Genomic DNA, 23,062 nt, shown 5'->3' on the forward strand with positions numbered 1-23,062 from the left:
GGGTCACTGTGTGGATGAAGCATCACCGCTCCTTCACCTTTTCGACTTGTAACCGAGCGATCAACGCTTTCTTAACGCTAAGGGCCGTTACTGAGAGGTGAAGAGCCGACCCGCGTCCGGAGGCGGCCAAAGCGTTCTTGGCTCGAAATCCCATGGCTGCCCGACAAACTCCACTGGGAACACCGGGGGTGCCACCTGGGACGACCGGGCTCGGTTACCGTGCTGCACAGGGGTTGGGTCGTGGAACCGCCGCGACGCGGAATTATTCGAGGCGTAATGGGCTGGCTCGCCCCCGATTTCACCTGTCCGTTCGACAGGCGTGGCGCATGAGCTCCGCGCCTCACATTCCCGTGCTTGGCCGCGAGGCGATCGATCATCTCGCGCCGCGCGAGGGCGGCATCTATGTCGACGCAACCTTCGGTGCCGGCGGCTACAGCCGTACCATCCTCGATGTGCCGGGAACCCACCTGATCGCGATCGATCGCGACAGCACGGCGATCGCCGGTGGTGCCGAGCTGGTCGAGCGCTCAGGCGGCCGGCTGACGCTGGTCGAGGACCGCTTCTCGAATCTCGCCGAGGTCTGCGCGTTGCAAGGCATCGATGCCGTCGACGGCGTCGTGATGGACGTCGGCGTGTCCTCGATGCAGCTCGACCAGGCCGGCCGCGGCTTCTCGTTCCGCCTCGATGGTCCGCTCGACATGCGGATGGGGCAGGAGGGACCGACGGCCGCCGATGTCGTCGCGCGCGCCTCGGAGAGCGATCTCGCCGACATCATCTATCTCTTCGGCGAGGAGCGGCATTCGCGCCGTGTCGCCCGCGCCATCGTGGCGGACCGGCAGGAGACGCCGTTCACGACCACGCGTTCGCTCGCGGATCTCGTTGGCCGGGTGGTCCGCTCCAAGCCCGGCGACATTCATCCGGCAACGCGGACGTTTCAGGCGCTGCGCATCTTCGTCAACGAAGAGCTCGAGGAACTCCAGACCGCGCTTGCGGCGGCCGAACGCGTGCTCAAGCCCGGCGGCCGTCTCGTGGTCGTGTCGTTCCACTCGCTGGAAGACCGCATCGTCAAGAATTTCTTCTCCGAGCGCTCCAAGACCGGCGGCGGCTCGCGGCATCGGCCGGAAATGGCGCAGACTGCGCCGAGCTTCCAGCTTCTGACGCGACGGCCCGTGATCGCCGGCGAGGAGGAGGTTGCGCATAACCCGCGCGCCCGCTCCGCAAAACTGCGCGCCGCCGAGCGCACCGATGCGCCCGCGCATGACGCTCGCGAGCCATCGTCCTGGCCACAACTCTCCGACATCATGAGGGGTGGCTAGCGCATGCGCTTCATTCACCTCCTCGTCATTGGCGCGCTGATCTTCGCGGCCGCCTATGTCTACCGGATCAAGATGGACTCCACCGCCCGCACCGAGAAGGTGCTGCGGCTGCATGCGGAGATCCGCGAGCAGCGCGACGCGATCGCGTCGCTGCGTTCCGACTGGGCCAGGCTCGACGCGCCCTTGCGCCTGCAAGGCCTGTCCGAGCGGCATCTGCCGCTCAAACCCGTCAACGCCACGCAATATGACTCGTTGAAGAACCTGCCGGAGCGGCCGCCGCGGATGTTCAGGCAGGGTGAGCCTGATCCGATCGGGTCCATGATCAACACGATCGAAGCCGCAAGCGATCCCGATACGGTGACGGGCTCCGTGCCTCAGTCCGAGGACAAGCAATGAGCCCGGCGACGCCTGCAAAACCGACCGAACCTTGGCGGCAGCGTCTGATCCGCAGCCTGCTCTACGGGCGCAACGTCGATCGCGCCGCGAAAGCGCGGGCGCGCGTCGGGCTCGCGATCCTCGCCTTCGCCGGGGTCTACGCCCTGATCGGCGGCCGGCTCGTGATGTTCGCGATCGGCGCCGACGCCCACAGCGCACGGCGCGCCGCGGCGCAGGAGGTGGTCGCCACCGCGCGGCCCGATATCGTCGACCGCAACGGTGCGATCCTCGCAACCGACGTCAAGGCGGCGAGCCTGTTCGGCGAGCCGCGCCGTATCATCGACAAGGACGAGGCGATCGAGCTTCTGACTGCCACCGTACCCGACCTCGACGAGGCCGAGGTGCGCGAGCGGCTGTCGTCGCGGAAAGGTTTCGTCTGGCTCAAGCGCGAGATCACGCCGAAGCAGCAGCAGGACATCCACAAGCTCGGCCTTCCCGGCGTCGGCTTCCTGCGCGAGAACAAGCGCGTCTATCCGACCGGCAACGAGGTCGCCCACGTCATTGGTCTGGTCAACATTGACAACCAGGGCATCGCCGGCATGGAGAAGTGGCTCGACAATCAAGGGCTCGCCGATCTCCACCGCGCGGGCTTTGCCACCGACCGGCTGCAAAAGCCGATCGAGCTGTCGGTCGATTTGCGCGTCGAGCACGCGCTGCGCGACGAGCTTCAGAAGGCCAAGGAGAAATTCCACGCCAAGGCGGCGTCCGGCATCATCTCCAACGTCAAGACCGGCGAGATCGTGGCCATGGTCTCGCTGCCGGACTTCGATCCCAACAATCCGAAGGAAGCGCACGATCCCGATCGCATCAACCGCTTGACCACAGGCGTCTATGAAATGGGATCGACGTTCAAGTCGTTCACGCTGGCGATGGCGCTCGATTCCGGAAAGATCAACCTGAACTCGTCGTGGGACGCCCGTGGGAACCTGCACTACGGCAAGTTCACCATCCATGACAGCCACTCGCTCGGGCGTTTCATCAACACCAAGGAAGTGTTCACCTACTCGTCCAATATCGGCGCAGCGCGGATCGCGCTCGGCCAGGGCGTCGAGGCGCACAAGGCGTTCCTCGCCAAGATGGGCCAGTTGACGCGGCTGCGTACCGAATTGCCCGAGAGCGCGGCTCCGCTGGTGCCGCGTCGCTGGAGCGAGCTGAACACGGTCACCATCGCGTTCGGTCAGGGCCTGTCGGTCGCGCCGCTCCAGGCGGTGATGGGCATCAACGCCCTGATGAACGGCGGCTACCTGATTCCGCCGACATTCCTGAAGCGCAGCGAAGCAGAAGCGCAGGCGATGGCCAAGCGCGTGATCAAGCAGGAGACTAGCGACAAGATGCGGTATCTGATGCGGCTCAATGCCGAAATCGGTACCGCCAAGTCCGCCGATGTCAAAGGCTACTATGTCGGCGGCAAGACCGGCACGTCGGAGAAGGTCATCAACGGCCGCTATGCCAAGAAGCGGGTGCTCAATTCCTTCACCGCGATCATGCCGTCGGACGATCCAAAATATCAGATTCTCGTCATGCTGGACGAGCCGCAGGCGCTGCCTGAAACGCATGGTTTCATCACCTCGGGCTGGAACGCCGTGCCCACGGGCGGCAAGGTGATCGAGCGGATCGCGCCGCTCTTGGGCATCGAGCCTCGCTTCGATTTGCCGCCGTCCGACCGCCTTATTCTTGCAGCATCCAGGGCAACCCAGTAATCAACGGGGTGGGCCACTGCCGCTGCTGAGTCGGGATTTTCCCGAAGATTCGGCTTTCCGGCATGTCGACTGGAAGACCATGAAGCTGCGCGATCTTCTTGGCAATGATGCCGCAATCGAGCCCGCTGTCGCAGCGCTCGACGCGACTTGCGCGCTGGAGGTGACGGGGATTGCGCTGGACAGCCGCGTGGTCAGGCCCGGCGACCTCTTTTTTGCGCTGGCAGGCAGCAAGACCGACGGCGCGCGCTTCATTGAGGCTGCAGTTGCCGCGGGTGCGTCGGCGGTCGTCGGCGATCATGCGCCAGCCGCCTGCAAGGTGCCCTTCATCGCTGTCGCCAATCCGCGCCGCGCGCTGGCGCTGGCTGCGGCAAAATTCTTCCCCGCGCAGCCTGCGACCATCGCGGCGGTGACCGGTACCAGCGGCAAGACCTCGGTGGCGGCGTTCACGCGGCAGATCTGGGAGCGGCTCGGGCATGCCTCCGCCAGCATAGGCACGATCGGCTTGGTCTCGCCCAAGCGCACGGTCTACGGCTCGCTGACGACGCCGGATCCGATCGCGCTGCATCGGCAGATCGACGAGATCGCACACGATGGCGTCACGCATCTTGCGTTCGAGGCATCTTCGCACGGGCTCGATCAATATCGCCTTGACGGCGTGCGTGTCTCCGCCGGCGGCTTCACCAATCTTTCGCGCGACCACATGGACTACCATCCGACCGTCGCGCATTATCTGGCGGCCAAGCTGCGGCTGTTCCGCGAGCTGGTTCCGCCGGGCGGTGCTGCCGTGATCTCGGCCGATCATGATTGTTCGGCCGAAGTGATCGACGCCGCCAGGACGCGCGGCCTGCGCGCGATGGCGGTTGGCCGCAACGGCGACGGAGCAGGCGATGGCATCCGTCTCACTGAAGCCGAGGTCGAAGGTTTCTCGCAGAAGCTTGCGCTTGAGCATGGCGGCAAGCGTTATGCGATCCGGCTGCCGCTGGTCGGCGAATTCCAGATCGAGAATGCGCTGGTGTCGGCCGGTCTTGCGATCGGGACCGGCAGCGATGCCGCCAATGTGTTTGCGAGCCTCGAACATCTCGAAGGTGCCAAGGGCCGGCTCGAGCGTGTCGGCGAGCGCAATGGCGCGCCGATCTTCGTCGACTATGCGCACAAGCCCGATGCGCTGGCGAAGGCGTTGCAGGCGTTGCGTCCCTACGCCAAGCGCAAGCTGGTCGTCGTGTTCGGTGCCGGCGGCGATCGCGATGCCGGCAAGCGGCCGATCATGGGCGAGATCGCGGCTGACAACGCCGACCGTGTCATCATCACTGACGACAATCCGCGCAGCGAGAAGCCGGAAGCCATTCGCGCCGCGATCCTCGCCGCCGCCAAGGGTGCCCGCGAAATCGGCGACCGCGCCGCCGCGATCCGCGCTGCGATCGAGGAACTTGAAGAAGGTGATGCGCTGCTCGTCGCAGGCAAGGGCCATGAGACCGGGCAGATCGTCGGCGGAGAGGTGCTGCCCTTCAGTGATCACGAGGCGGTCGCCGCCGCATTAGCGTCGAGGGTCGCATGAGCGCGCCAATTTGGACGGTGGCCGAGGTGGCGCGCGCGCTGGGCGTGGTCGGATCGTTCCCCGATACGCCGATCGACTTCGTCACCCAGGACAGCCGGCTGGTGAAGCCGGGTAGTCTGTTCGTCGCGCTGAGCGGCACGCCGAGCGGCGGTTTCATCTCGGCCTTCGCCAGCGCGCGCGACGGATGGGAGTTCGCGGACAAGGCGGAAGCCTCGGGCGCGGTGGCGATGATCGTGCCGCACGAGATCGCAGGCATCGGTATTCCGCAGATCGTCGTGAAGGACACGCTGATCGACGGGCTCTGGGGCCTGGCGCGTGCCGCACGCGCGCGCTTCAACGGGCCGGTGATCGGGCTCACCGGCAGCGCCGGCAAGACCAGCACCAAGGAATTTCTGGCGGCCTATCCGAATGCGTATGCGAGCCCGTCGAGCTTCAACAATTTCTGGGGCGTACCGCTGACGCTGTGCAACGCCCGGCCCAATGCGAGTCTCTGGGTCGTCGAGATGGGCATGAATCAGACCGGCGAGATCGCGCGGCTGAGCGAATTGACGCGGCCGACCGTCGCGCTCGTCGTCAACGTCCAGCCGGTGCATCTGGAAAAGCTCGGCTCGCTCGAGGCGATCCGTCGCGAGAAGGTGTCGATCGCGCTCGGCCTGCCCGAGGGTGGTGTGCTGGTGCTGCCGGTCGGGATCAAGGCGCCGGACTGGAAGGGCAAGGTTGTGCGCTTCGGCGAGAAGGCCGAGGTGCATGAGATTACCCACGCGCCGCATGGCGAGAGCTGGCAGGTCGTGGCCGGGATCGGCAAGAAAGAGATCGCGTTCAGCCTGACGCCGGGCGCGCCGCACCGCGTTCAGAACGCGCTGGCCGCGCTCGCGTCGATCCATGCCGCCAAGCTCGAAGTTGCGATGCTTGCGATCAAGCTCGACCGCGTCGGCATCATGACGGGCCGCGGCGTCGAGCAGGCGGTCGGCGGCGTCACCGTGATCGACGACAGCTTTAACGGCAATCCGGCCAGCGTGGCTGCTGCACTGCAAAGTCTCCAGGCGCGTCACATGACCGGCGGCCGTCGCATTGCGGTGCTCGGCGACATGCTGGAGCTGGGCGGCGACGCGCCTCACTATCACACCGCCCTTGCCGCGCACCTTGCCGGCATCGACGGCGTCTATTGCGTCGGGCCCCTGATGCGCCACCTCTATGATTTGCTTCCCGCCGGCAAGGGCATCGGTTGGCACCACGACCCTGCCACGTTGAATCCGAGCGATGTTGCGGCGCTTCTGAAGGCAGGCGATGTGGTGGTTGTCAAGGGCAGCAAGAAGATGTTCTGGGTCAACAAGTTTGTGCCGGGCCTAGTGGCCGCCTTGCAGGCAAAGGCGTAAACTGCTTGGAAGGCGCTGTTCCCGACCCCACCTTATTGCGGCGCGAAGCCATCAGGTTTCTTGCAATCACGTTTCTTGGAGGTCGCCCGACCCATGATGAAGACCAGCAAATGCGCCTGAGGCGAAATCTGCGTCTGAAAAAGCCCGCGTGCGGAAGGCGCTATAGGACCGTCTGAATGTTTTACTGGCTGATCGAGCTCTCCAACACATTTCCGGGCTTCGGTGCAATTCGCACCGTTCTGAACGTCTTCCGCTACATCACGTTCCGCACCGGCGGCGCCGTCGTCACCGGCGCGCTGTTCGTGTTCCTGTTCGGACCCTGGATCATCGACCACTTACGCATCCGCCAGGGCAAGGGTCAGCCGATCCGGGCCGACGGTCCGCAATCGCATCTGAGCAAGAAGGGCACGCCCACCATGGGCGGGCTGATGATCCTGTCCGGCCTCACGGTCGGCACGGTGCTGTGGGCCAATCCGCTCAATCCCTATGTCTGGATCGTGCTCGCGGTCACGCTCGGCTTCGGCTTCGTCGGCTTCTATGACGATTACCTCAAGGTGACCAAGCAGACCACGACCGGGTTCGGCGGCAAGCTGCGCCTGCTGATCGAGGCGCTGATTGCGCTGGTCGCCTGCTATGCGCTGGTGCGGTTGAACCGCGATCCCGCGTCGACCGCGCTGACGATTCCCTTCTTGAAGGACACGGTGCTGCATTTCGGCTGGTTCTTCGTCGTGTTTGGCGCCTTTGTCATCGTCGGCGCCGGCAATGCGGTGAATCTCACCGACGGCCTCGATGGCTTGGCAATCGTGCCCGTGATGATCGCGACTGCGAGCTTTGCGATGATCGCCTATCTCGCTGGCAACGCGGTGTTCGCTGACTATCTCCAGATCAAATATGTCGCCGGCACCGGCGAGCTCGCGGTGCTCTGCGGCGCGCTGTTGGGTGCCGGCCTTGGTTTCCTCTGGTTCAACGCGCCGCCGGCCTCGATCTTCATGGGCGACACCGGCTCGCTCGCGCTCGGCGGCATGTTGGGTTCGATCGCGGTCGCGGTGAAGCACGAGATCGTACTCGCGGTGATCGGCGGCCTGTTCGTGCTGGAGGCGGTCTCCGTCATCGTGCAGGTGGTGTCGTTCAAGCTCACGGGAAAGCGCATCTTCCGCATGGCGCCGATCCATCATCATTTCGAGCAGTTGGGCTGGACCGAGCCGCAGATTGTGATCCGCTTCTGGATCATCTCGGTGATGCTGGCGCTCGCCGGCCTCTCCACGCTGAAGCTGCGGTGATCGATCGATGATCCCGGTCACGTCCTTCGCCGGCAAGACGGTCGCGGTGTTCGGCCTCGGCGGCTCGGGGCTCGCCTCCTGCCACGCGCTGAAGGCGGGCGGTGCCGAGGTGATCGCCGCTGACGACAATGCCGAGAATGTCGCCAAGGCCGTGCAAGCGGGCTTCATCACTGCGGATCTGCGCAACGTCTTCTGGACGAATTTTGCGGCGCTCGTGCTCGCGCCCGGCGTGCCGCTCACCCATCCGGTGCCGCATTGGAGCGTGCTGAAGGCGCGCGAGGCAGGCTGCGAGGTGATCGGCGACATCGAGCTGTTCTGTCGCGAGCGCCGGCGGCACGCACCGGATGCGCCCTTCCTCGCGATTACCGGCACCAACGGCAAGTCGACCACGACGGCGCTGATCGCGCATCTGACCAAAGTCGCGGGCTACGACACCCAGATGGGCGGCAATATCGGCACCGCGATCCTGTCGCTGGAGCCGCCGCGCATGGGCCGCGTCCATGTGATCGAGATGTCGTCCTACCAGATCGACCTCACGCCCTCGCTCGATCCCTCCGTCGGCATTTTGCTCAATGTCAGTGAGGACCATATCGACCGCCACGGCACCATCGCGCATTATGCCGCGGTGAAGGAACGCCTCGTCGCAGGCGTGCAAGGAGGCGGCACCTCGATCGTCGGCGTCGACGACGGCTTTTGCCGCGACATCGCCGATCGCCTCGACCGCGCCGGCAAGAAGGTCGAGCGCATCTCCGTCAAGAATCCGCTGGCGAGCGGCATTTATGTCGAGCACGGGACCATCGTGCGTGCGTCAGGCGGTGCGAAGAGCGAGGTCGCCAAGCTCGGCGGCATCGGTTCGCTGCGCGGCCTGCACAATGCGCAGAACGCGGCCTGCGCCGCGGCTGCCGCGCTCGCGATGGGCATCAGTCTCGATGTGCTTCAGAACGGCCTGCGCAGCTTTCCGGGCCTGGCCCACCGCATGGAGCAGGTCGGCCGCCGCGCCAACGTGCTGTTCGTCAACGACTCCAAGGGCACCAACGCCGACGCTACGGCGCATGCGCTGTCATCCTTTTCGGAAATCTTCTGGATCGCTGGCGGCAAGCCGAAGGCCGGCGGCATCACTGGCCTCACCGGTTTCTTCCCGCGCATCCGAAAAGCCTACCTGATCGGCGAGGCCGCACAGGAGTTTTCCGGCACGCTCGGCAGTGTGGTGGCGCACGAAATCAGCCAGACGCTCGACGTCGCGGTTGCGCATGCCGCGCGCGACGCGGAAGCCTCGGGGCTCTCTGACGCGGTCGTGCTGCTGTCGCCGGCCTGCGCTTCCTTCGACCAGTACCGCAACTTCGAGATCCGCGGCACCAAGTTCCGCGAATTGGTGCAGGCGCTGCCGGGTGTGAAACCGGTGGTGTAGGGCTCGCTTGCTCCTCATTCTTTGTCGTCGCCCGGCTTGACCGGGCGACCCAGTATCCAGAGGCGGTGCTTGAGCTGAGGGGCCGCGGCGTACTGGATGCCCCGCCTTCGCGGGGCATGACCAGCATTTGAGGTGCGCTCCCCCGCTATCTCCAAACATCCGCATTCCCTTAACCCCCCGGTAACCAACCTCGGCGACCAATGGACCATCTCTGTCCGAAAGTCGGCCGCGCATGCTCTCCCGTGAAGAACGCACCCCCTTTACCGAGTGGTGGTGGACCGTCGACAAGCCGCTGCTCGGCGCGATCCTGGTGTTGATGCTGACCGGCGTCATTCTGTCACTGGCGGCGAGCCCGCCGGTTGCGACCCGCATCGGGCTCGATCCCTTTCACTTCTTCAGCCGGCACGTGATGTTCCTGGCGCCGTCCTTCATGGTGCTGGTCGGCGTCTCCTTCCTGTCGCCGCGGGCGATCCGCCGTTCGGCCCTGATCATCTTCGCGGCCAGCATCATCCTGATCGTGCTGACGCTGGCGGTTGGCCCCGAGGTGAAGGGCTCGCGGCGCTGGATCACGCTGCTCGGCGTCAACATCCAGGCTTCCGAAATTGCAAAACCATCGTTTGTCGTCATCGCGGCCTGGTTGTTCGCGGAATCGACCAAGCGGCCGGAGATGCCGGCAACCTCGATGGCGCTGGTGCTGCTGTTGATGCTGGTTTCGCTCTTGGTGATGGAGCCCGACTTCGGCCAGACCATGCTGATCCTGATGGTATGGGGCTCGTTGTTCTTCATCGCGGGCATGCGCATGATCTGGGTATTCGGCCTTGCCGGCATCGGCGCGGCTGGCCTGTTCAGCGCGTACTTATTCGTTCCGCACGTTGCGGGCCGCATCAAGCGCTTCATGAATCCGGGCTCGGGCGACACCTTCCAGGTCGATACCGCCATGGAGGCCTTCTATAACGGCGGATGGTTCGGGCTCGGACCGGGCGAGGGCATCGCCAAACGCAGCCTGCCGGACAGCCACACCGACTTCGTGTTCGCGGTTGCCGCCGAAGAGTTCGGCATCATCCTGTGCCTTGCGATGCTGGCGCTGTTCGCCTTCGTCGTCATCCGCACGCTGTCGCGCGCCTATGCCAACGAGGACATGTTCTCGCGCTTCGCCGCCTCGGGCCTCGCGATCCTGTTCGGCGTACAGGCCGCGATCAACATGTCGGTCAATCTCCAGCTCATCCCCGCCAAGGGCATGACGCTGCCATTCATTTCCTATGGCGGCTCCTCGATCGTGTCGCTGTCTTATGGCGTCGGCATGATGCTGGCGCTGACGCGGCTGCGCCCGCGCACCGAGGTGGAGTCGATCGGCCGCGCCGAAGCGATGCGGAGTTACGCGTAGTTTTTCGTCGTTGCGAGCACAGCGAAGCAATCCAGGCTGTCTCCTCGCAGGTAGTCTGGATTGCTTCGCTTCGCTCGCAATAACGTGAGAGACATTGTAAAAGCTGTCTCCATGGACAAATCCCCCTTGATTCTTCTCGCCGCGGGCGGCACCGGCGGTCATCTGTTTCCGGCCGAGGCGCTCGGCGTCGAATTGATCCGGCGCGGCTTTCGCGTTCGTCTCGTCACGGATGAGCGCGCGTTGCGCTATAGCGGGCTGTTCACCAAGGACATGATCGACGTCGTTGCAAGCGAGACCGCGCGCGGCCGCAATCCGTTGCAGATCGCCTATGCCGGCCTCACGCTCGCCACGGGCACGCTGTCCGCTTACGGCTTGATCAAGCGACTGAAGCCGGCCGCCGTCGTCGGCTTCGGCGGCTATCCGACATTGCCGCCGCTGGTCGCTGCGAAATTCGCCGGCGTGCCCGGCATCATCCACGACGCCAACGCGGTGCTCGGCCGCGCCAACCGGTTTCTCGCAAGCCGTGTCCGCGCCATTGCGACGTCGTTGCCCGGCGTGCTCGATCGCGATCCGGCGCTCGCCGGCAAGACCACGACGGTCGGCACGCCGATGCGGCCCGCGATCCTCGCCGCTGCCGCAGTGAAATATGCCGCACCCGAAATGAACGGACCGCTGCGTCTGCTCGTCGTCGGTGGCAGCCAGGGCGCGCGCATCATGGCCGATATCGTGCCGGGCGCGATCGAGCGGCTCGAGCCTGCGCTGTGGAGCCGGCTGATCCTCACCCAGCAGGTGCGCGACGAGGACATGGCGCGCGTGCGCGCGGTCTACGACAAGCTCAAGATCAATGCGGAGCTCGCGCCGTTCTTCACCGACTTGCCGGCGCGGCTCGCCTCCAACCATCTGGTGGTGTCGCGCTCCGGCGCCGGCACGGTCGCCGAGCTCGCCGCAATCGGTCGGCCCTCGATCCTGGTGCCGCTGCCGGGTGCGATCGACCAGGACCAGTTCGCCAATGCTGGTGTGCTGGCCAAGGTCGACGGCGCGATCCGCATCCCGCAGGCCGAATTTACCTCCGATCGACTGGCCGCCGAGATATCCACCTTCGCCGCCGAGCCGGCGCGCCTGGCCGCCATGGCCGATGCCGCCCACAGTGCCGGCCGGCTCGATGCCGCTGAGCGTCTGGCCGATCTGGTGGTCAAGGTCGCGGGAATCTGAGGGCTCGGCTCTTGCGCAACCATCAGTAGCGCGTCGATCTCGGAACATGCTAAGAATGATCTGAGTTTTTTTCTTCCTGCCTTCGCGCGACGGTTTACCCCTTCATACTCATGACGCAGTTGTTGCTTCTGCCCTTGATGGTCTATGCCGCGTGCGGCCTCGTGCTGAGTTTGGCTGCCCACATTCTCTCCCTGTTCGGGGTGGAGTTTGGCACAGCGCTGTTCTTTGCTCTGCATGTCGGGATTTTTCCGCTCTGGATTCCAGTCGTTTTTCTGTCGATGAAGATGGCCAGCGGCACAAGCCGTAGGGATTTCTGGAAGGTCGCGCTCTCAGGGTGTCCTCCCTGGATGCGGTACATGACGCGCGGGTTCTTCATCTATGCGATCGTGAATTTTGCGATCTTCTTTTTTCTCGCGGTCGGGCATCCCTCTGTTAAGCAGGTCAGCGGAGCTCCTTCGGCTGTCGAGCTTCACGGCTTTTCCGGCCATTGGATGGCATTCTATTCCGCGGGTCTCGCGGTCCTGACCACGGCCTATCGGCGAGGGCTTTCGAACCTCCAGCGACACTGCCCGTTCGGCCACGACGTTGGCTGGAGCGACAAGTTTTGCCCGACATGCGGCGCCTCGATTCCTGCCGATTCTAGCCTGTCGTAACGGCAGATTTGTCTTGTCATGACCGGCGAAAGCGGGGCATCCAGTAGTCATGAATGCGGCTGATTTGATCCGCAACCTTTAGCCAAGGCTGCCCCTGTGGCGGTGAGGTCAGGGAACAGAGCATGAGACTGCCGCGCGAGATCGGACCCATCCACTTCGTCGGGATCGGCGGGATCGGCATGAGCGGCATCGCCGAGGTGCTGGTCAATCTCGGCTATGCCGTGCAGGGCTCGGACGCTTCCGACAATTACAATCTCGACCGTCTCCGCAAAGCGGGCGCAAAGGTCTCGGTCGGCCACAAGGCGGAGAATGTCGACGGCGCCGATGTCGTCGTGGTGTCCTCGGCGATCAAGCGCGACAATCCGGAATTGATGGCGGCGCGCGAACGGCGCATTCCCGTCGTGCGTCGCGCCGAGATGCTGGCCGAGTTGATGCGGTTGAAGAGCTGCGTCGCGATCGCCGGCACCCATGGCAAGACCACGACGACGACGATGGTGGCGACACTGCTCGATGCCGGCGGGCTCGATCCCACCGTCATCAATGGCGGCATCATCAATGCCTACGGCTCCAACGCGCGGCTCGGCGCCGGTGACTGGATGGTGGTCGAAGCCGACGAGAGCGACGGCACGTTTTTGAAGCTGCCGACCGAGGTCGCGATCGTCACCAATGTCGATCCCGAGCATCTCGACCACTTCAAGACGTTCGACGCCGTGCAGGACGCGTTCCGAAACTTCGTCGAGAACCTGCCGTTCTACGGCTTTGCCGTGATGTGCATCGATCATCCCGTGGTGCAGACCCTCGTCGGCAAGATCGAGGATCGCCGCATCATCACCTATGGCGAGAATCCGCAGGCCGATGCGCGGTTGCTCGATCTGACCCCGATGGGCGGCGGATCGAAGTTCAAGGTCGCGTTCCGCGATCGCAAGACCGGCGCCGTGCACGAGATCGTCGATCTCATGCTGCCGATGCCGGGGCGCCACAACGCCTCCAACGCGACGGCGGCGATCGCGGTGGCGCGGGAGCTCGGCGTGTCCGACGAAGCCATCCGCAAGGCAATCGCCGGCTTCGGCGGCGTCAAGCGCCGCTTCACCAAGACCGGCGAGTGGAACGGCGTCACCGTGATCGACGATTACGGCCATCATCCCGTCGAGATCGCTGCGGTCTTGAAGGCTGCGCGGGAATCCACCAACGGCAAGATTGTCGCCGTGGTGCAGCCGCATCGCTACACCCGCCTGCAATCGCTGTTCGAGGAATTTTGCACCTGCTTCAACGATGCCGATTCGGTGATTGTTGCAGATGTCTATGCTGCCGGCGAGACGCCGATCGAAGGTATCGACCGCGATCATTTTGTCGCGGGCCTGCGCGCGCACGGCCACCGTGAGGTGATCCCGCTGCCGGCAGCGCCGGAGCTCGCGGGCATCGTCAAGGGATTGGCGAAGTCGGGCGATCTCGTCGTGTGCTTAGGGGCCGGCAACATCACGCAATGGGCGTATGCCTTGCCGGGTGAATTGAAAGCGTTGGGGTGAGGGCGAGCGGATGTCGAGTCATCATCGATCACTGCCCGTGTGGCCACCCCTCTCCCTAACCCTCCCCCGCAAGGGGGGAGGGAACCCATCCGCCGGTGCCTCCCTGACTCTCGCAAAGGAGCAGAGCGCAGCTGTGGCGCTAGGTGAGGCGAGCACGCTGGTCAAGCTCCCTCCCCCCTTGCGGGGGAGGGTTGGGGAGAGGGGTAAGCCCCGGGCGCTGGCGGACAACGTCACGCGACGCAATCTCAATCCAGCTCGCATTTGGGTCTGCGGGCCATGAGCTTCCCCGACATCACCCCCGCTCTCAAAGCCGCGATGCCTGATCTGCGCGGCCGGCTGCTCGCCAACCAATCGCTCGCTGAACTCACCTGGTTTCGCGTCGGCGGTCCGGCGCAGGTGCTGTTCACGCCGGCCGATGAAGACGATCTTGGCTATTTCCTCGCGCATCTCGCCAGCGACATTCCCGTTTATGTCGTCGGTGTCGGCTCCAATCTCATTGTGCGCGACGGTGGCATTGCGGGCGTCGTGATCCGGCTGGCTCCGCGCGCTTTTGGTGAGGCGAATGCCAGCGGCGACATCGTCACGGCGGGCGCAGCTGCGCTCGACAAGCGCGTGGCGGAGGTGGCGGCTGGCGCTGATGTCGGGGAGCTCGAATTCTTCTTCGGCATTCCCGGCACGATCGGCGGCGCGCTGCGCATGAATGCGGGCGCCAATGGCGGCGAGACCAAGGACGTGCTGATCGAGGCGACCGGTATCGCCCGTGACGGCAGCAAGCATGTCTTCTCCAACGCCGAGATGAAATTCGTCTACCGCAACAGCGGCGTCGATCCCTCCATCATCTTCACCTCCGCGCGGTTTCGCGGCGAGATCAGGGACGCTGATGCGATCCGTGCGCGCATGGCGGAGGTGCAGAGCCATCGCGAGACCGCGCAGCCGATCCGCGAAAAAACCGGCGGCTCGACCTTCAAGAATCCGCCCGGCCATTCCGCCTGGAAGCTGGTCGACGCCGCCGGCTGCCGCGGCCTGCGTGTCGGCGGCGCGCAGGTGTCCGAGATGCACTGCAATTTCCTGATCAACACGGGCGACGCCACCGCGCACGACATCGAGACCCTGGGCGAGACCGTGCGCGAACGGGTGAAGGCAAATTCCGGAATTGAGCTACATTGGGAAATCAAGCGGATCGGGGTTTCCGGTTGAACGACGCAGGCGGGCGAGAGAACATGCGCATCACCATCCTCTTCGGCGGCTCCAACCGGGAGCGTCTGGTTTCGGTCGCCTCAGCGCAAGCGCTGCATCAGGCGCTGCCCGAGGCCGATCTCTGGTGGTGGGACGTCGAGGACAAGGTACACACCGTCCAGTCGAAGCAACTGCTTGAACATGCCCGTCCGTTCGAGGACGAGTTCAAGCCGGGCACACGCGGCATTCCGCTGGAGCAGGCGCTCGACCAGGCCAAGACCGAGGACCGCGTGCTGGTGCTCGGCCTGCATGGCGGGCGTGCCGAGAACGGCGAATTGCAGGTGATGTGCGAAGCGCGCGGCGTGGCCTTCACCGGATCGGGATCGGCCTCTTCGCATCTCGCCTTCGACAAGATCGCAGCCAAGCGGTTTGCCACGCTCGGCGGCGTGACGCCGCCGGCGAGCGTCGCGCTGGACAATATCGATGAGGCCTTCGCCGAATACGGCCGGTTGATTGCAAAGCCGGCGCGCGATGGCTCGAGCTACGGCCTGATCTTCGTCAATGCCAAGCAGGACCTCGTCGCCGTCCGCAATGCGGCGAAGCACGAAGAATATGTGATCGAGCCCTACATCGCCGGCGTGGAGGCGACCTGCGGCGTGCTGGAGCGCACCGACGGCTCGATCATCTCGCTGCCGCCGATCGAGATCATTCCGGGTGAGGGCAATTTCGACTACGCCGCAAAATATCTTTTGAAGTCGACCCAGGAGATCTGCCCAGGCCGCTTCACGGCGGAGGTCACCGCCGCGCTCAAGGAGCAGGCGATGCTGGCGCATCGGGCGATGTCCTGCACCGGCTATTCCCGTTCCGACTTCATCGTCTCGGACAAGGGGCTGGTCTATCTCGAAACCAACACGCTGCCCGGGCTGACGAAGTCCTCGCTCTACCCCAAGGCGCTGAAGGCCGAGGGCATCGCGTTCGTCGACTTCCTGCGGGGCCTGATCGAGCTCGCCGAGCGGCGGGTACAGAAATAGTTAGGATTGGTTAACGGCCAAACCGGCGAAAACGCCCGGTTCGGCGGCCAAAACCGGTAAAATGCCGGACATCGTGGCATAACTGCCTCACACGGCTGGGCAAAAAGCATCGGCCGTTAACGAACTTTACCTTTTGTTTACCAGGAAGTCCGAAGGTTAACGCTGGCGGCGCATATGGCGTTTTGGCTGCCGGCGCGTGAACTGTTGCGGATGTCTCCGACAGCAGCGAACGCTTTGATGGGGAGAGGCTTCTTCTGCTGAAGACCAGTACCCGGCCCGGCAAGACCGAGACGTCATGTTCGCCAGGACCCGCGCGATGTCGCGGGCAAACTGTTGACGAGCTCGTGCAATGGATGGAGCAGGAAGCCTCACCCGGTCGTTTTTCAGATCGCTGAGGCCCCAAGCTGACCTGAAGGCGGCCGCTATCGGAGCGGTCGTGCTTCTGCGCGAGTGGGTGCAGGACAAGCGCCAGGAACGACTTCAAGGAAAGCGCGCCGTCGCCAAGCAAAAGGCCAAGGCCGTCGTCGAACGCACGCCGCCGCCGCGCGTGATCGCGCTGGTCGAGCGCTATTTGCCGCGCCGGGTCGGGATCAGCATGACCGTGCTGCTCCTGATCGGAAGCTGCGGCTTCGGCATCGTCAAGGGCGGCCATCTCCAGGATTTCATCACCGCCGTCAGCGACGCGCGCAATGCGATGGCCAATTCCGCCGGCTTCCGCATCACCTCGGTCGTAATCAACGGCCGCAAGCAGCTCAGCCAGGACGAGATTCTCGCGATCGGCGGCGTCAGCGGCCGCTCCTCGCTGCTGTTCCTCGACGCCGACAGCGTTCGCGACAAGCTGAAGGCCAATCCCTGGATCGCGGATGCGACCGTGCTGAAGCTCTATCCGGGCCGGCTCATGATCGAGATCACCGAGCGCCAGGCGTTCGCGCTGTGGCAGGAGGGCGGCCGGCTCTCCGTCATCGCCGACGACGGTGCCCTGCTCGAACCCTATGTCTCGCGCCGGTTCCTGTCGCTGCCGCTCGTGGTCGGCAAGGGTGCCGACGCGCAGGCCCGCGACTTCCTCGCGCTGCTGGCGCGCTATCCGCAGGTGAATTCGGTGACCAAAGCTGCAATCCTGGTCGGTGAGCGGCGCTGGAATCTGCGGCTGAAGGATGGCCTCGACATCCGCCTGCCCGAGCAGGACGTCGGCAACGCACTTGCCGCGCTCTCCAAGCTCGACAAGGAGGACAAGCTGTTCTCCCGCGATATCGTCGCGGTCGACATGCGATTGCCCGATCGCCTGGTGGTGCAGCTGTCCGACGACGCCGCCAAGGTGCGTGAGGACCTGTTCAAAGACAAAAAGAAAAAGAAGGCCGGGGACGCCGCATGACCGGTCTTGATCGCACCCAGACGCCGAAGACGCGCCAGATGCCGCACAAGCGCGGCGGCCTCGTCGCCTGCCTCGACATCGGCACCAGCAAGATCGCCTGCATGATCGCGCGGCTGAAGCCGTCGGCTCCGAGCGAAGCCCTGGGCGGCCGCACCCATGCGGTGGAGCTGATCGGTTACAGCCAGATCCAGTCGCGCGGCATGAAGGCCGGTGCGGTGGTCGATCTCGCCGAATGCGAGCAGGCAGTGCGCCAGGCCGTCGGGCTTGCCGAGAAAATGGCCAAGGTGCGGGTCGAGTCCGTGCTGCTGTCGGTCTCCGGCGGTCGGCTCTCCGGCCAGCTCGTCGAAGCCGCGGCCGACATCCGCGGCGGCGCAGTGACGCCGGCCGACGTCAGCCGCGTCACCTCCACTGGCATGCGCCACGCCACCGGCGATGGCCGCACCGTGCTGCACGCGCTTCCGGTCGGCTACACGCTGGACGGGGTCAAGGGCATCCGCGATCCCCGCGGCATGGTCGCGCGCCAGTTCGGCGTCGACATGAACGTGGTCACCTGCGACGCCACGGTGGCGCGGAACCTGATGCTGGCGGTGGAACGCTGCCACCTCAACGTCGAAGCCATGGCGGCGAGCCCCTATGTCGCCGGCCTGTCGGTGCTAACCGACGACGAGGCCGATCTCGGCGCCGCCGTGGTCGAGATGGGCGCGGGCACCACCACGATCGCGGTTTATGCCGGCGGCCGCTTCGTGCACGCGGCCGGTTTTGCGGTCGGCGGGCAACACATCACGATGGATCTCGCGCGTGGACTCTCCGCGACCATTGCCGATGCCGAGCGAATCAAGACTTTATACGGCACCGTCCTCACCGGCGGATCGGACTCGCGTGAGCTGATGTCTGTACCGACGGCCGGTGATGAGCAGGATCTGCCGCAGATCGTTTCGCGCGCCACCATCGCCAACATCGTCAAGCACCGTGCTGAGGAAGTCTTCGAAATGGTTCGGGACAAGCTGAAGGATTCGCCCTTCGCGGCAGAGCCCAAGGGCCGTGTCGTGCTCTCGGGCGGCGCCTCGCAGCTCACCGGTCTCGTCGAACTCGGAACGCAAATTCTCGGCCGGCCCGTGCGGGTCGGACGTCCGCTCGGTTTTGGCCGGCTGCCCAACGAGGCGAAGAACGCCGCGTTCGCGGTGCCGGCCGGACTTCTCGTCTACCCGCAATATGTTCACCACGAACATGTCGAACCGCGGCATACGCGGCAGCAGGTCAAGACAGGGACCGGCGGTTATTTCGGAAAGGTCGGACGATGGCTACGCGAGGGCTTCTGATGACTCCTTTCCGCAATTCCCGACTTTCACCAACTCCCGCGGCCGCCGGCCGGGGCGAACCCACGCGCGCGTGATCGAGAGGCAAACATGACCATCAGTATCAATGCTCCTGATATTCACGAACTGAAGCCGCGGATCACCGTGTTCGGCGTCGGCGGCGCTGGCGGCAATGCCGTCAACAACATGATCACGGCCGGCCTCCAGGGCGTCGACTTCGTGGTCGCCAACACCGACGCGCAGGCGCTGACGATGTCGAAGGCGCAGCGCATCGTGCAGATGGGCACGGCGGCGACGCAAGGGTTGGGCGCAGGCTCGCAGCCGGTCGTCGGCGCGGCCGCGGCCGAAGAGGTGATGGACGAGCTCCGCGACCATCTCTCCGGCGCCAACATGGTGTTCGTCACCGCCGGCATGGGCGGCGGCACCGGCACCGGTGCAGCTCCCGTCATCGCCAAGATCGCGCGCGAGATGGGCATCCTCACCGTCGGTGTCGTGACCAAGCCGTTCCACTTCGAGGGCGGTCGCCGCATGCGCACCGCGGAAGCCGGCATCAACGAGCTGCACAAGGTGGTCGATACGCTCTTGATCATCCCGAACCAGAACCTGTTCCGGGTCGCCAACGAGAAGACCACCTTCGCCGACGCCTTCGCGATGGCCGACCAGGTGCTCTACTCGGGCGTTGCCTGCATCACCGACCTGATGGTCAAGGAAGGCCTGATCAACCTCGACTTCGCCGACGTGAGAGCGGTGATGAAGGAAATGGGCAAGGCGATGATGGGCACGGGCGAAGCCTCCGGCGACAAGCGCGCGCTGACCGCCGCTGAAGCCGCGATCGCCAACCCGTTGATCGACGATAGCTCGATGAAGGGCGCCAAGGGCCTTCTGATCTCGATCACGGGCGGCAAGGACCTCACCCTGTTCGAAGTCGACGAAGCCGCGACCCGCATCCGCGAGGAAGTCGACCAGGACGCCAACATCATCGTCGGCGCCACCTTCGACGAAGCGCTCGACGGCCTGATCCGCGTCTCGGTCGTTGCCACCGGCATCGAGCAGGCCGCGATCGCCCGCAACACCCAGGCCACCAGCGCTCCGGTTGCGAACCCGGCCCCGCAGGCCCAGCAGGCCCCGGCGCCTGCTGCGGCTGCCGAGAGCCGTCTCGCCGATCTGACTGCACGGCTCCGCGCCGACAACCAGCGCCTGGCCGAACGTGCCCAGAAACTGGAAGGGCAGGTCCCGGCCGCGCCGCGTGCCAATGTCGAGCGTGCAGCGCTCGCGGCCATCGCCGCCGCCGTTTCCGAAGTCCCGCAGGCGCCCGCGCCGATGCAGACCTATGGCGACGTCACCGTGCGTCCGATCGCGCAGAAGCCGACGCTGTTCCCGGAGCCCGAGCAGGCGCCGATGGCGATGCATGAGCCGATGATGCCGGAAACCTTCATCCCGCCGCAGGCCGAGCGTGCGCCGGTGCGTGCGCCGCGGATGCCGCGCCTCGAGGAACTGCCGATGCCGGCCCAGGCCGAGATTCGTCAGGCCCGTGGCGAAATGGAGGACGAGACGCCGCAAAAGACCCGGCTGTCGCTGCTCCAGCGCCTCGCCAATGTCGGCCTTGGCCGTCGCGACGAGGAGACCGAGGCGCCGATCGCAGCCCGATCCGCTGCTCCGGCGATGCCGGCGTTGCCCGATCGCAAGCCGCAGCGCTCCGTTGCGCAGCAGATCGCAGCCAGCGAGCCGGTCTCCGAGTATGCCCGCCGGCCCGCGCCGCAGGGTCTCGACGCCCATGGCCGCCCCGCGCCTGTTGCGCCGGCGCCACAGGGAGACGACCATCTTGATATCCCGGCCTTCCTGCGGCGGCAGGCGACCTGAGGATTGTTACAATAAGGCGGACGAAAAAAGGTCCCGGCAGCAAGCTGGCCGGGACCTTTCCTTTTGTCCGGTGCATGCCCGGGTTGCGCGCGCAAGCGACTGATTTTAAATCATTAATTACTTATTCGGTGGTTCAGTAAAGTTGCCGATAACGGCCCCAAACCCCGGCGTAATTTGGTTAAGCCTTGGCGCGAATACGGCAGGTTTGGGGTAACAATCGGTAAAAAAGCGTGAGTTGGCGCTGTTTGAGGCAGTGACTATGGTTTGGCGTGACTTGGGGATACGGATTCGGATGGTCGGCCTTGGCCGGTTAATCGGGTCTTGTATAAGTCGCGTTGGGTCGTAGTGGGGCGGGTTCCTGATGAAATTTAGCCGGCAAACAACGCTTCGTGCGCAAGCCAGTGTGGCCGGCGTCGGCGTTCATTCCGGTCTTCCCGTCACGCTCACGCTCGGACCTGCGCCTGTCGATGCAGGTTATATTTTTGTCCGCACCGGCCTCGAGGGAAGTGACCGCGAAGTTCAGGCGACCGCCGAGCAGGTGATCGCGACCGATTTCGCGACTGTCCTCGGCGACCGCAGCGGTCCGCTGGTCTCGACCGCCGAGCATGTGCTTGCTGCGCTGCGGGGCATGGGCGTCGACAACGCCATTATCGAGATCGACGGTCCGGAAGTGCCGATCATGGACGGCAGCGCCGCGGCCTTCATTGCGGCGATCGATCAGGCCGGGATCGTCAACCAGCCGGCGCAGCGCCGCTTTATCCAGGTTTTGAAGCCGGTCTCGGTCAAGATCGGTGACTCCTTCGGCGAGATCCGGCCCTACGCCAACGGGTTCCGCGCCGAGGTCGAGATCGACTTCACCAATCCCGTCATCGGTCAGCAGAGCTGCGCCTTCGACCTCAGCCCCGAGCGCTTCCGCCGCGAAGTCGGCCGCGCCCGGACTTTTGGTTTGATGGGCGATGTCGCCCGGCTCTGGAGCGCGGGCTATGCGCTCGGCGCCTCCTTCGACAACACCGTCGTATTTGACGACGAGCGGCTGCTCAACACCGAGGGGCTGCGCTACGCCGACGAATGCGCCCGTCACAAGGTGCTGGACGTGATCGGCGATCTGGCGCTGGCCGGCCTGCCGCTGCTCGGCGCCTATCGCTCGGTGCGTGGCGGCCACAAGCTCAACCACGCCGTCCTGACGGCGCTGCTCGCCGACCGTACCGCTTGGCGGGTGGTCGAGGGCGAGGCGGCCCGCCGCACCACGCGTCCCGTTGTCGAGATCGGCAGCGGCATGGTCGGTGGCCGGCTTGCCGCGGCCTACGGGCCGGATGTATCCTGAAGATCTGTTGCCGCTAGCGGTTGGCCGCTGCTTCCCCCGGGAAACTCCCGGTAACCATGATCCACTAGGATTGCGGCACGTTCGCCTTAATCCGGGCGGAATGCCTGCCTATCCCGTGGGTTAACGATCGTTTTTCGGTTACATCGGCGTGGTCGCATGGCAGGCACCACAGTTACATTTTGCGCCCATGACGGGATTCATGGGCTGGCGGGCACCGCATCACAAGGCGTCAGGTCTTAAATTCATGTCGGCACAGCGTATGACGCGCGGATATCCATCGGTTTCGCCAAAGGCTCGCGGGCTGCTCCAGGCTGCGACCTTCTTCTTGATCGCGCTGCCGCTTGGCGGCTGCGGCACCGGCGCGCTCTGGGACAAGTTCACCGCCAAGGACGACACCTTCGTCGAAGAGCCTGCCGACAAGATCTACAATGAGGGCTTGTACCTCATGAACGAAAAGAAGGACATGAAGGCGGCGAACAAGAAGTTCGAAGAGGTCGACCGCCAGCATCCCTATTCCGACTGGGCGCGCAAATCGCTGCTGATGTCGGCCTATGCGTCCTACCAGGGCGGCGACTATGACGGCTGCATCGGTGCGGCCACCCGCTACGTCACCCTGCATCCCGGCAGCCCGGACGCCGCCTACGCGCAATATCTGATCGCCGCCTCGCACTACGACCAGATTCCGGACATCAGCCGCGACCAGGCCCGGACTGAGAAGGCGATCGCCTCGCTGGAAGAGGTGAACCGCAAATATCCGAACTCGGAATATGCGACCTCCGCCAAGGCCAAGATCGAGGGCGCCCGCGACCAGCTCGCCGGCAAGGAAATGAATGTCGGCCGCTACTACATGCAGAAGAAGGACTACACGGCTGCGATCAACCGCTACAAGGCCGTGGTGACGCAGTATCAGACCACGCGTCACGTCGAGGAGGCGCTGTACCGCCTCACCGAGGCCTATATGGCGATCGGCATTGTCGGCGAAGCCCAGACCGCCGCCGCCGTGCTCGGGCATAATTTTCCTGACAGCCGCTGGTACAAGGACGCCTATAATCTTGTAAAATCCGGCGGTCTCGAACCGAGCGAGAATCAGGGGTCCTGGATCAGCAGGACCTTCAAGAAGATAGGTCTCGGCTAGGAA

At 64.8% G+C, this 23,062-nt stretch carries 18 protein-coding genes; all 18 read left to right on the forward strand.

Annotation, left to right across the window (positions count from 1 at the left end):
* The first annotated feature begins 326 nt into the window (after nt 1–326).
* Nucleotides 327–1,316 (forward strand): 16S rRNA (cytosine(1402)-N(4))-methyltransferase RsmH, encoded by a 990-nt coding sequence (gene rsmH, locus UP06_RS23930; protein ID WP_045006119.1) that lies wholly within the window; start codon nt 327–329, stop codon nt 1,314–1,316.
* Nucleotides 1,317–1,319: 3 nt separating this feature from the next.
* Nucleotides 1,320–1,712: a cell division protein FtsL gene (gene ftsL / locus UP06_RS23935; RefSeq protein WP_045006120.1), complete on the forward strand. Its 393-nt coding sequence runs from the start codon at nt 1,320–1,322 to the stop codon at nt 1,710–1,712.
* Nucleotides 1,709–3,451: a peptidoglycan D,D-transpeptidase FtsI family protein gene (locus UP06_RS23940; RefSeq protein WP_045006121.1), complete on the forward strand. Its 1,743-nt coding sequence runs from the start codon at nt 1,709–1,711 to the stop codon at nt 3,449–3,451. The genes ftsL and UP06_RS23940 overlap by 4 nt, the downstream gene beginning before the upstream one ends.
* A gap of 79 nt (nt 3,452–3,530) precedes the next feature.
* Complete coding sequence (locus UP06_RS23945) at nt 3,531–5,006, forward strand: UDP-N-acetylmuramoyl-L-alanyl-D-glutamate--2,6-diaminopimelate ligase (RefSeq protein ID WP_045006122.1); 1,476 nt, start codon at nt 3,531–3,533, stop codon at nt 5,004–5,006.
* A complete protein-coding gene (locus UP06_RS23950) occupies nt 5,003–6,382 on the forward strand; it encodes a UDP-N-acetylmuramoyl-tripeptide--D-alanyl-D-alanine ligase (RefSeq protein ID WP_045006123.1) in 1,380 nt (459 codons plus the stop codon). The genes UP06_RS23945 and UP06_RS23950 overlap by 4 nt, the downstream gene beginning before the upstream one ends.
* A 176-nt stretch (nt 6,383–6,558) precedes the next feature.
* Nucleotides 6,559–7,662 carry a phospho-N-acetylmuramoyl-pentapeptide-transferase gene (gene mraY, locus UP06_RS23955; protein ID WP_045006124.1) on the forward strand — a complete coding sequence of 368 codons (1,104 nt, stop codon included), beginning with the start codon at nt 6,559–6,561 and terminating at the stop codon, nt 7,660–7,662.
* A gap of 7 nt (nt 7,663–7,669) precedes the next feature.
* A complete protein-coding gene (gene murD / locus UP06_RS23960; RefSeq protein WP_045006125.1) occupies nt 7,670–9,070 on the forward strand; it encodes a UDP-N-acetylmuramoyl-L-alanine--D-glutamate ligase in 1,401 nt (466 codons plus the stop codon).
* A gap of 232 nt (nt 9,071–9,302) precedes the next feature.
* A complete protein-coding gene (gene ftsW / locus UP06_RS23965; protein ID WP_045006126.1) occupies nt 9,303–10,454 on the forward strand; it encodes a putative lipid II flippase FtsW in 1,152 nt (383 codons plus the stop codon).
* Between the two features lie 111 nt (nt 10,455–10,565).
* The gene (gene murG, locus UP06_RS23970) at nt 10,566–11,666 is read left to right on the forward strand and encodes an undecaprenyldiphospho-muramoylpentapeptide beta-N-acetylglucosaminyltransferase (RefSeq protein ID WP_045006127.1); all 1,101 of its coding nucleotides are present in this window, start codon (nt 10,566–10,568) and stop codon (nt 11,664–11,666) included.
* 134 nt (nt 11,667–11,800) lie between these two features.
* A complete protein-coding gene (locus tag UP06_RS23975) occupies nt 11,801–12,319 on the forward strand; it encodes a hypothetical protein (protein WP_156163181.1) in 519 nt (172 codons plus the stop codon).
* A 122-nt stretch (nt 12,320–12,441) separates the two neighbouring features.
* Nucleotides 12,442–13,845: a UDP-N-acetylmuramate--L-alanine ligase gene (murC, locus tag UP06_RS23980; RefSeq protein WP_045006129.1), complete on the forward strand. Its 1,404-nt coding sequence runs from the start codon at nt 12,442–12,444 to the stop codon at nt 13,843–13,845.
* Between the two features lie 276 nt (nt 13,846–14,121).
* The gene (gene murB, locus UP06_RS23985; protein WP_045006130.1) at nt 14,122–15,042 is read left to right on the forward strand and encodes a UDP-N-acetylmuramate dehydrogenase; all 921 of its coding nucleotides are present in this window, start codon (nt 14,122–14,124) and stop codon (nt 15,040–15,042) included.
* Between the two features lie 23 nt (nt 15,043–15,065).
* Nucleotides 15,066–16,052: a D-alanine--D-alanine ligase family protein gene (locus UP06_RS23990; protein ID WP_045006274.1), complete on the forward strand. Its 987-nt coding sequence runs from the start codon at nt 15,066–15,068 to the stop codon at nt 16,050–16,052.
* Between the two features lie 349 nt (nt 16,053–16,401).
* The gene (locus UP06_RS23995; protein WP_045006131.1) at nt 16,402–17,424 is read left to right on the forward strand and encodes a cell division protein FtsQ/DivIB; all 1,023 of its coding nucleotides are present in this window, start codon (nt 16,402–16,404) and stop codon (nt 17,422–17,424) included.
* The gene (gene ftsA, locus UP06_RS24000; protein ID WP_045006132.1) at nt 17,421–18,743 is read left to right on the forward strand and encodes a cell division protein FtsA; all 1,323 of its coding nucleotides are present in this window, start codon (nt 17,421–17,423) and stop codon (nt 18,741–18,743) included. Before UP06_RS23995 ends, ftsA begins: the two co-directional genes overlap by 4 nt.
* Before the next feature lie 87 nt (nt 18,744–18,830).
* Nucleotides 18,831–20,600, forward strand: coding sequence for a cell division protein FtsZ (gene ftsZ / locus UP06_RS24005; protein ID WP_045006133.1), 1,770 nt, complete (start codon nt 18,831–18,833; stop codon nt 20,598–20,600).
* Between the two features lie 361 nt (nt 20,601–20,961).
* Nucleotides 20,962–21,924, forward strand: coding sequence for a UDP-3-O-acyl-N-acetylglucosamine deacetylase (gene lpxC / locus UP06_RS24010; RefSeq protein ID WP_045006134.1), 963 nt, complete (start codon nt 20,962–20,964; stop codon nt 21,922–21,924).
* Nucleotides 21,925–22,168: 244 nt separating this feature from the next.
* Nucleotides 22,169–23,059 carry an outer membrane protein assembly factor BamD gene (locus UP06_RS24015; RefSeq protein WP_045006135.1) on the forward strand — a complete coding sequence of 297 codons (891 nt, stop codon included), beginning with the start codon at nt 22,169–22,171 and terminating at the stop codon, nt 23,057–23,059.
* The last annotated feature ends 3 nt before the right edge of the window (nt 23,060–23,062 follow it).

The organism is Bradyrhizobium sp. LTSP857, assembly GCF_000938285.1.
GTDB lineage: Bacteria > Pseudomonadota > Alphaproteobacteria > Rhizobiales > Xanthobacteraceae > Bradyrhizobium.

Bases quoted from the DNA above. Each gene is read 5' to 3' on its own strand.
- murB (WP_045006130.1), top strand. From the start codon at position 14,122: ATGAGCTTCCCCGACATCACCCCCGCTCTCAAAGCCGCGATGCCTGAT.
- murC (WP_045006129.1), top strand. From the start codon at position 12,442: ATGAGACTGCCGCGCGAGATCGGACCCATCCACTTCGTCGGGATCGGC.
- UP06_RS23995 (WP_045006131.1), top strand. From the start codon at position 16,402: ATGGATGGAGCAGGAAGCCTCACCCGGTCGTTTTTCAGATCGCTGAGG.
- ftsZ (WP_045006133.1), top strand. From the start codon at position 18,831: ATGACCATCAGTATCAATGCTCCTGATATTCACGAACTGAAGCCGCGG.
- murG (WP_045006127.1), top strand. From the start codon at position 10,566: ATGGACAAATCCCCCTTGATTCTTCTCGCCGCGGGCGGCACCGGCGGT.
- rsmH (WP_045006119.1), top strand. From the start codon at position 327: ATGAGCTCCGCGCCTCACATTCCCGTGCTTGGCCGCGAGGCGATCGAT.
- ftsA (WP_045006132.1), top strand. From the start codon at position 17,421: ATGACCGGTCTTGATCGCACCCAGACGCCGAAGACGCGCCAGATGCCG.
- UP06_RS23990 (WP_045006274.1), top strand. From the start codon at position 15,066: ATGCGCATCACCATCCTCTTCGGCGGCTCCAACCGGGAGCGTCTGGTT.
- UP06_RS23945 (WP_045006122.1), top strand. From the start codon at position 3,531: ATGAAGCTGCGCGATCTTCTTGGCAATGATGCCGCAATCGAGCCCGCT.
- mraY (WP_045006124.1), top strand. From the start codon at position 6,559: ATGTTTTACTGGCTGATCGAGCTCTCCAACACATTTCCGGGCTTCGGT.
- UP06_RS23950 (WP_045006123.1), top strand. From the start codon at position 5,003: ATGAGCGCGCCAATTTGGACGGTGGCCGAGGTGGCGCGCGCGCTGGGC.
- lpxC (WP_045006134.1), top strand. From the start codon at position 20,962: ATGAAATTTAGCCGGCAAACAACGCTTCGTGCGCAAGCCAGTGTGGCC.
- murD (WP_045006125.1), top strand. From the start codon at position 7,670: ATGATCCCGGTCACGTCCTTCGCCGGCAAGACGGTCGCGGTGTTCGGC.
- UP06_RS23940 (WP_045006121.1), top strand. From the start codon at position 1,709: ATGAGCCCGGCGACGCCTGCAAAACCGACCGAACCTTGGCGGCAGCGT.
- ftsL (WP_045006120.1), top strand. From the start codon at position 1,320: ATGCGCTTCATTCACCTCCTCGTCATTGGCGCGCTGATCTTCGCGGCC.
- ftsW (WP_045006126.1), top strand. From the start codon at position 9,303: ATGCTCTCCCGTGAAGAACGCACCCCCTTTACCGAGTGGTGGTGGACC.
- UP06_RS24015 (WP_045006135.1), top strand. From the start codon at position 22,169: ATGTCGGCACAGCGTATGACGCGCGGATATCCATCGGTTTCGCCAAAG.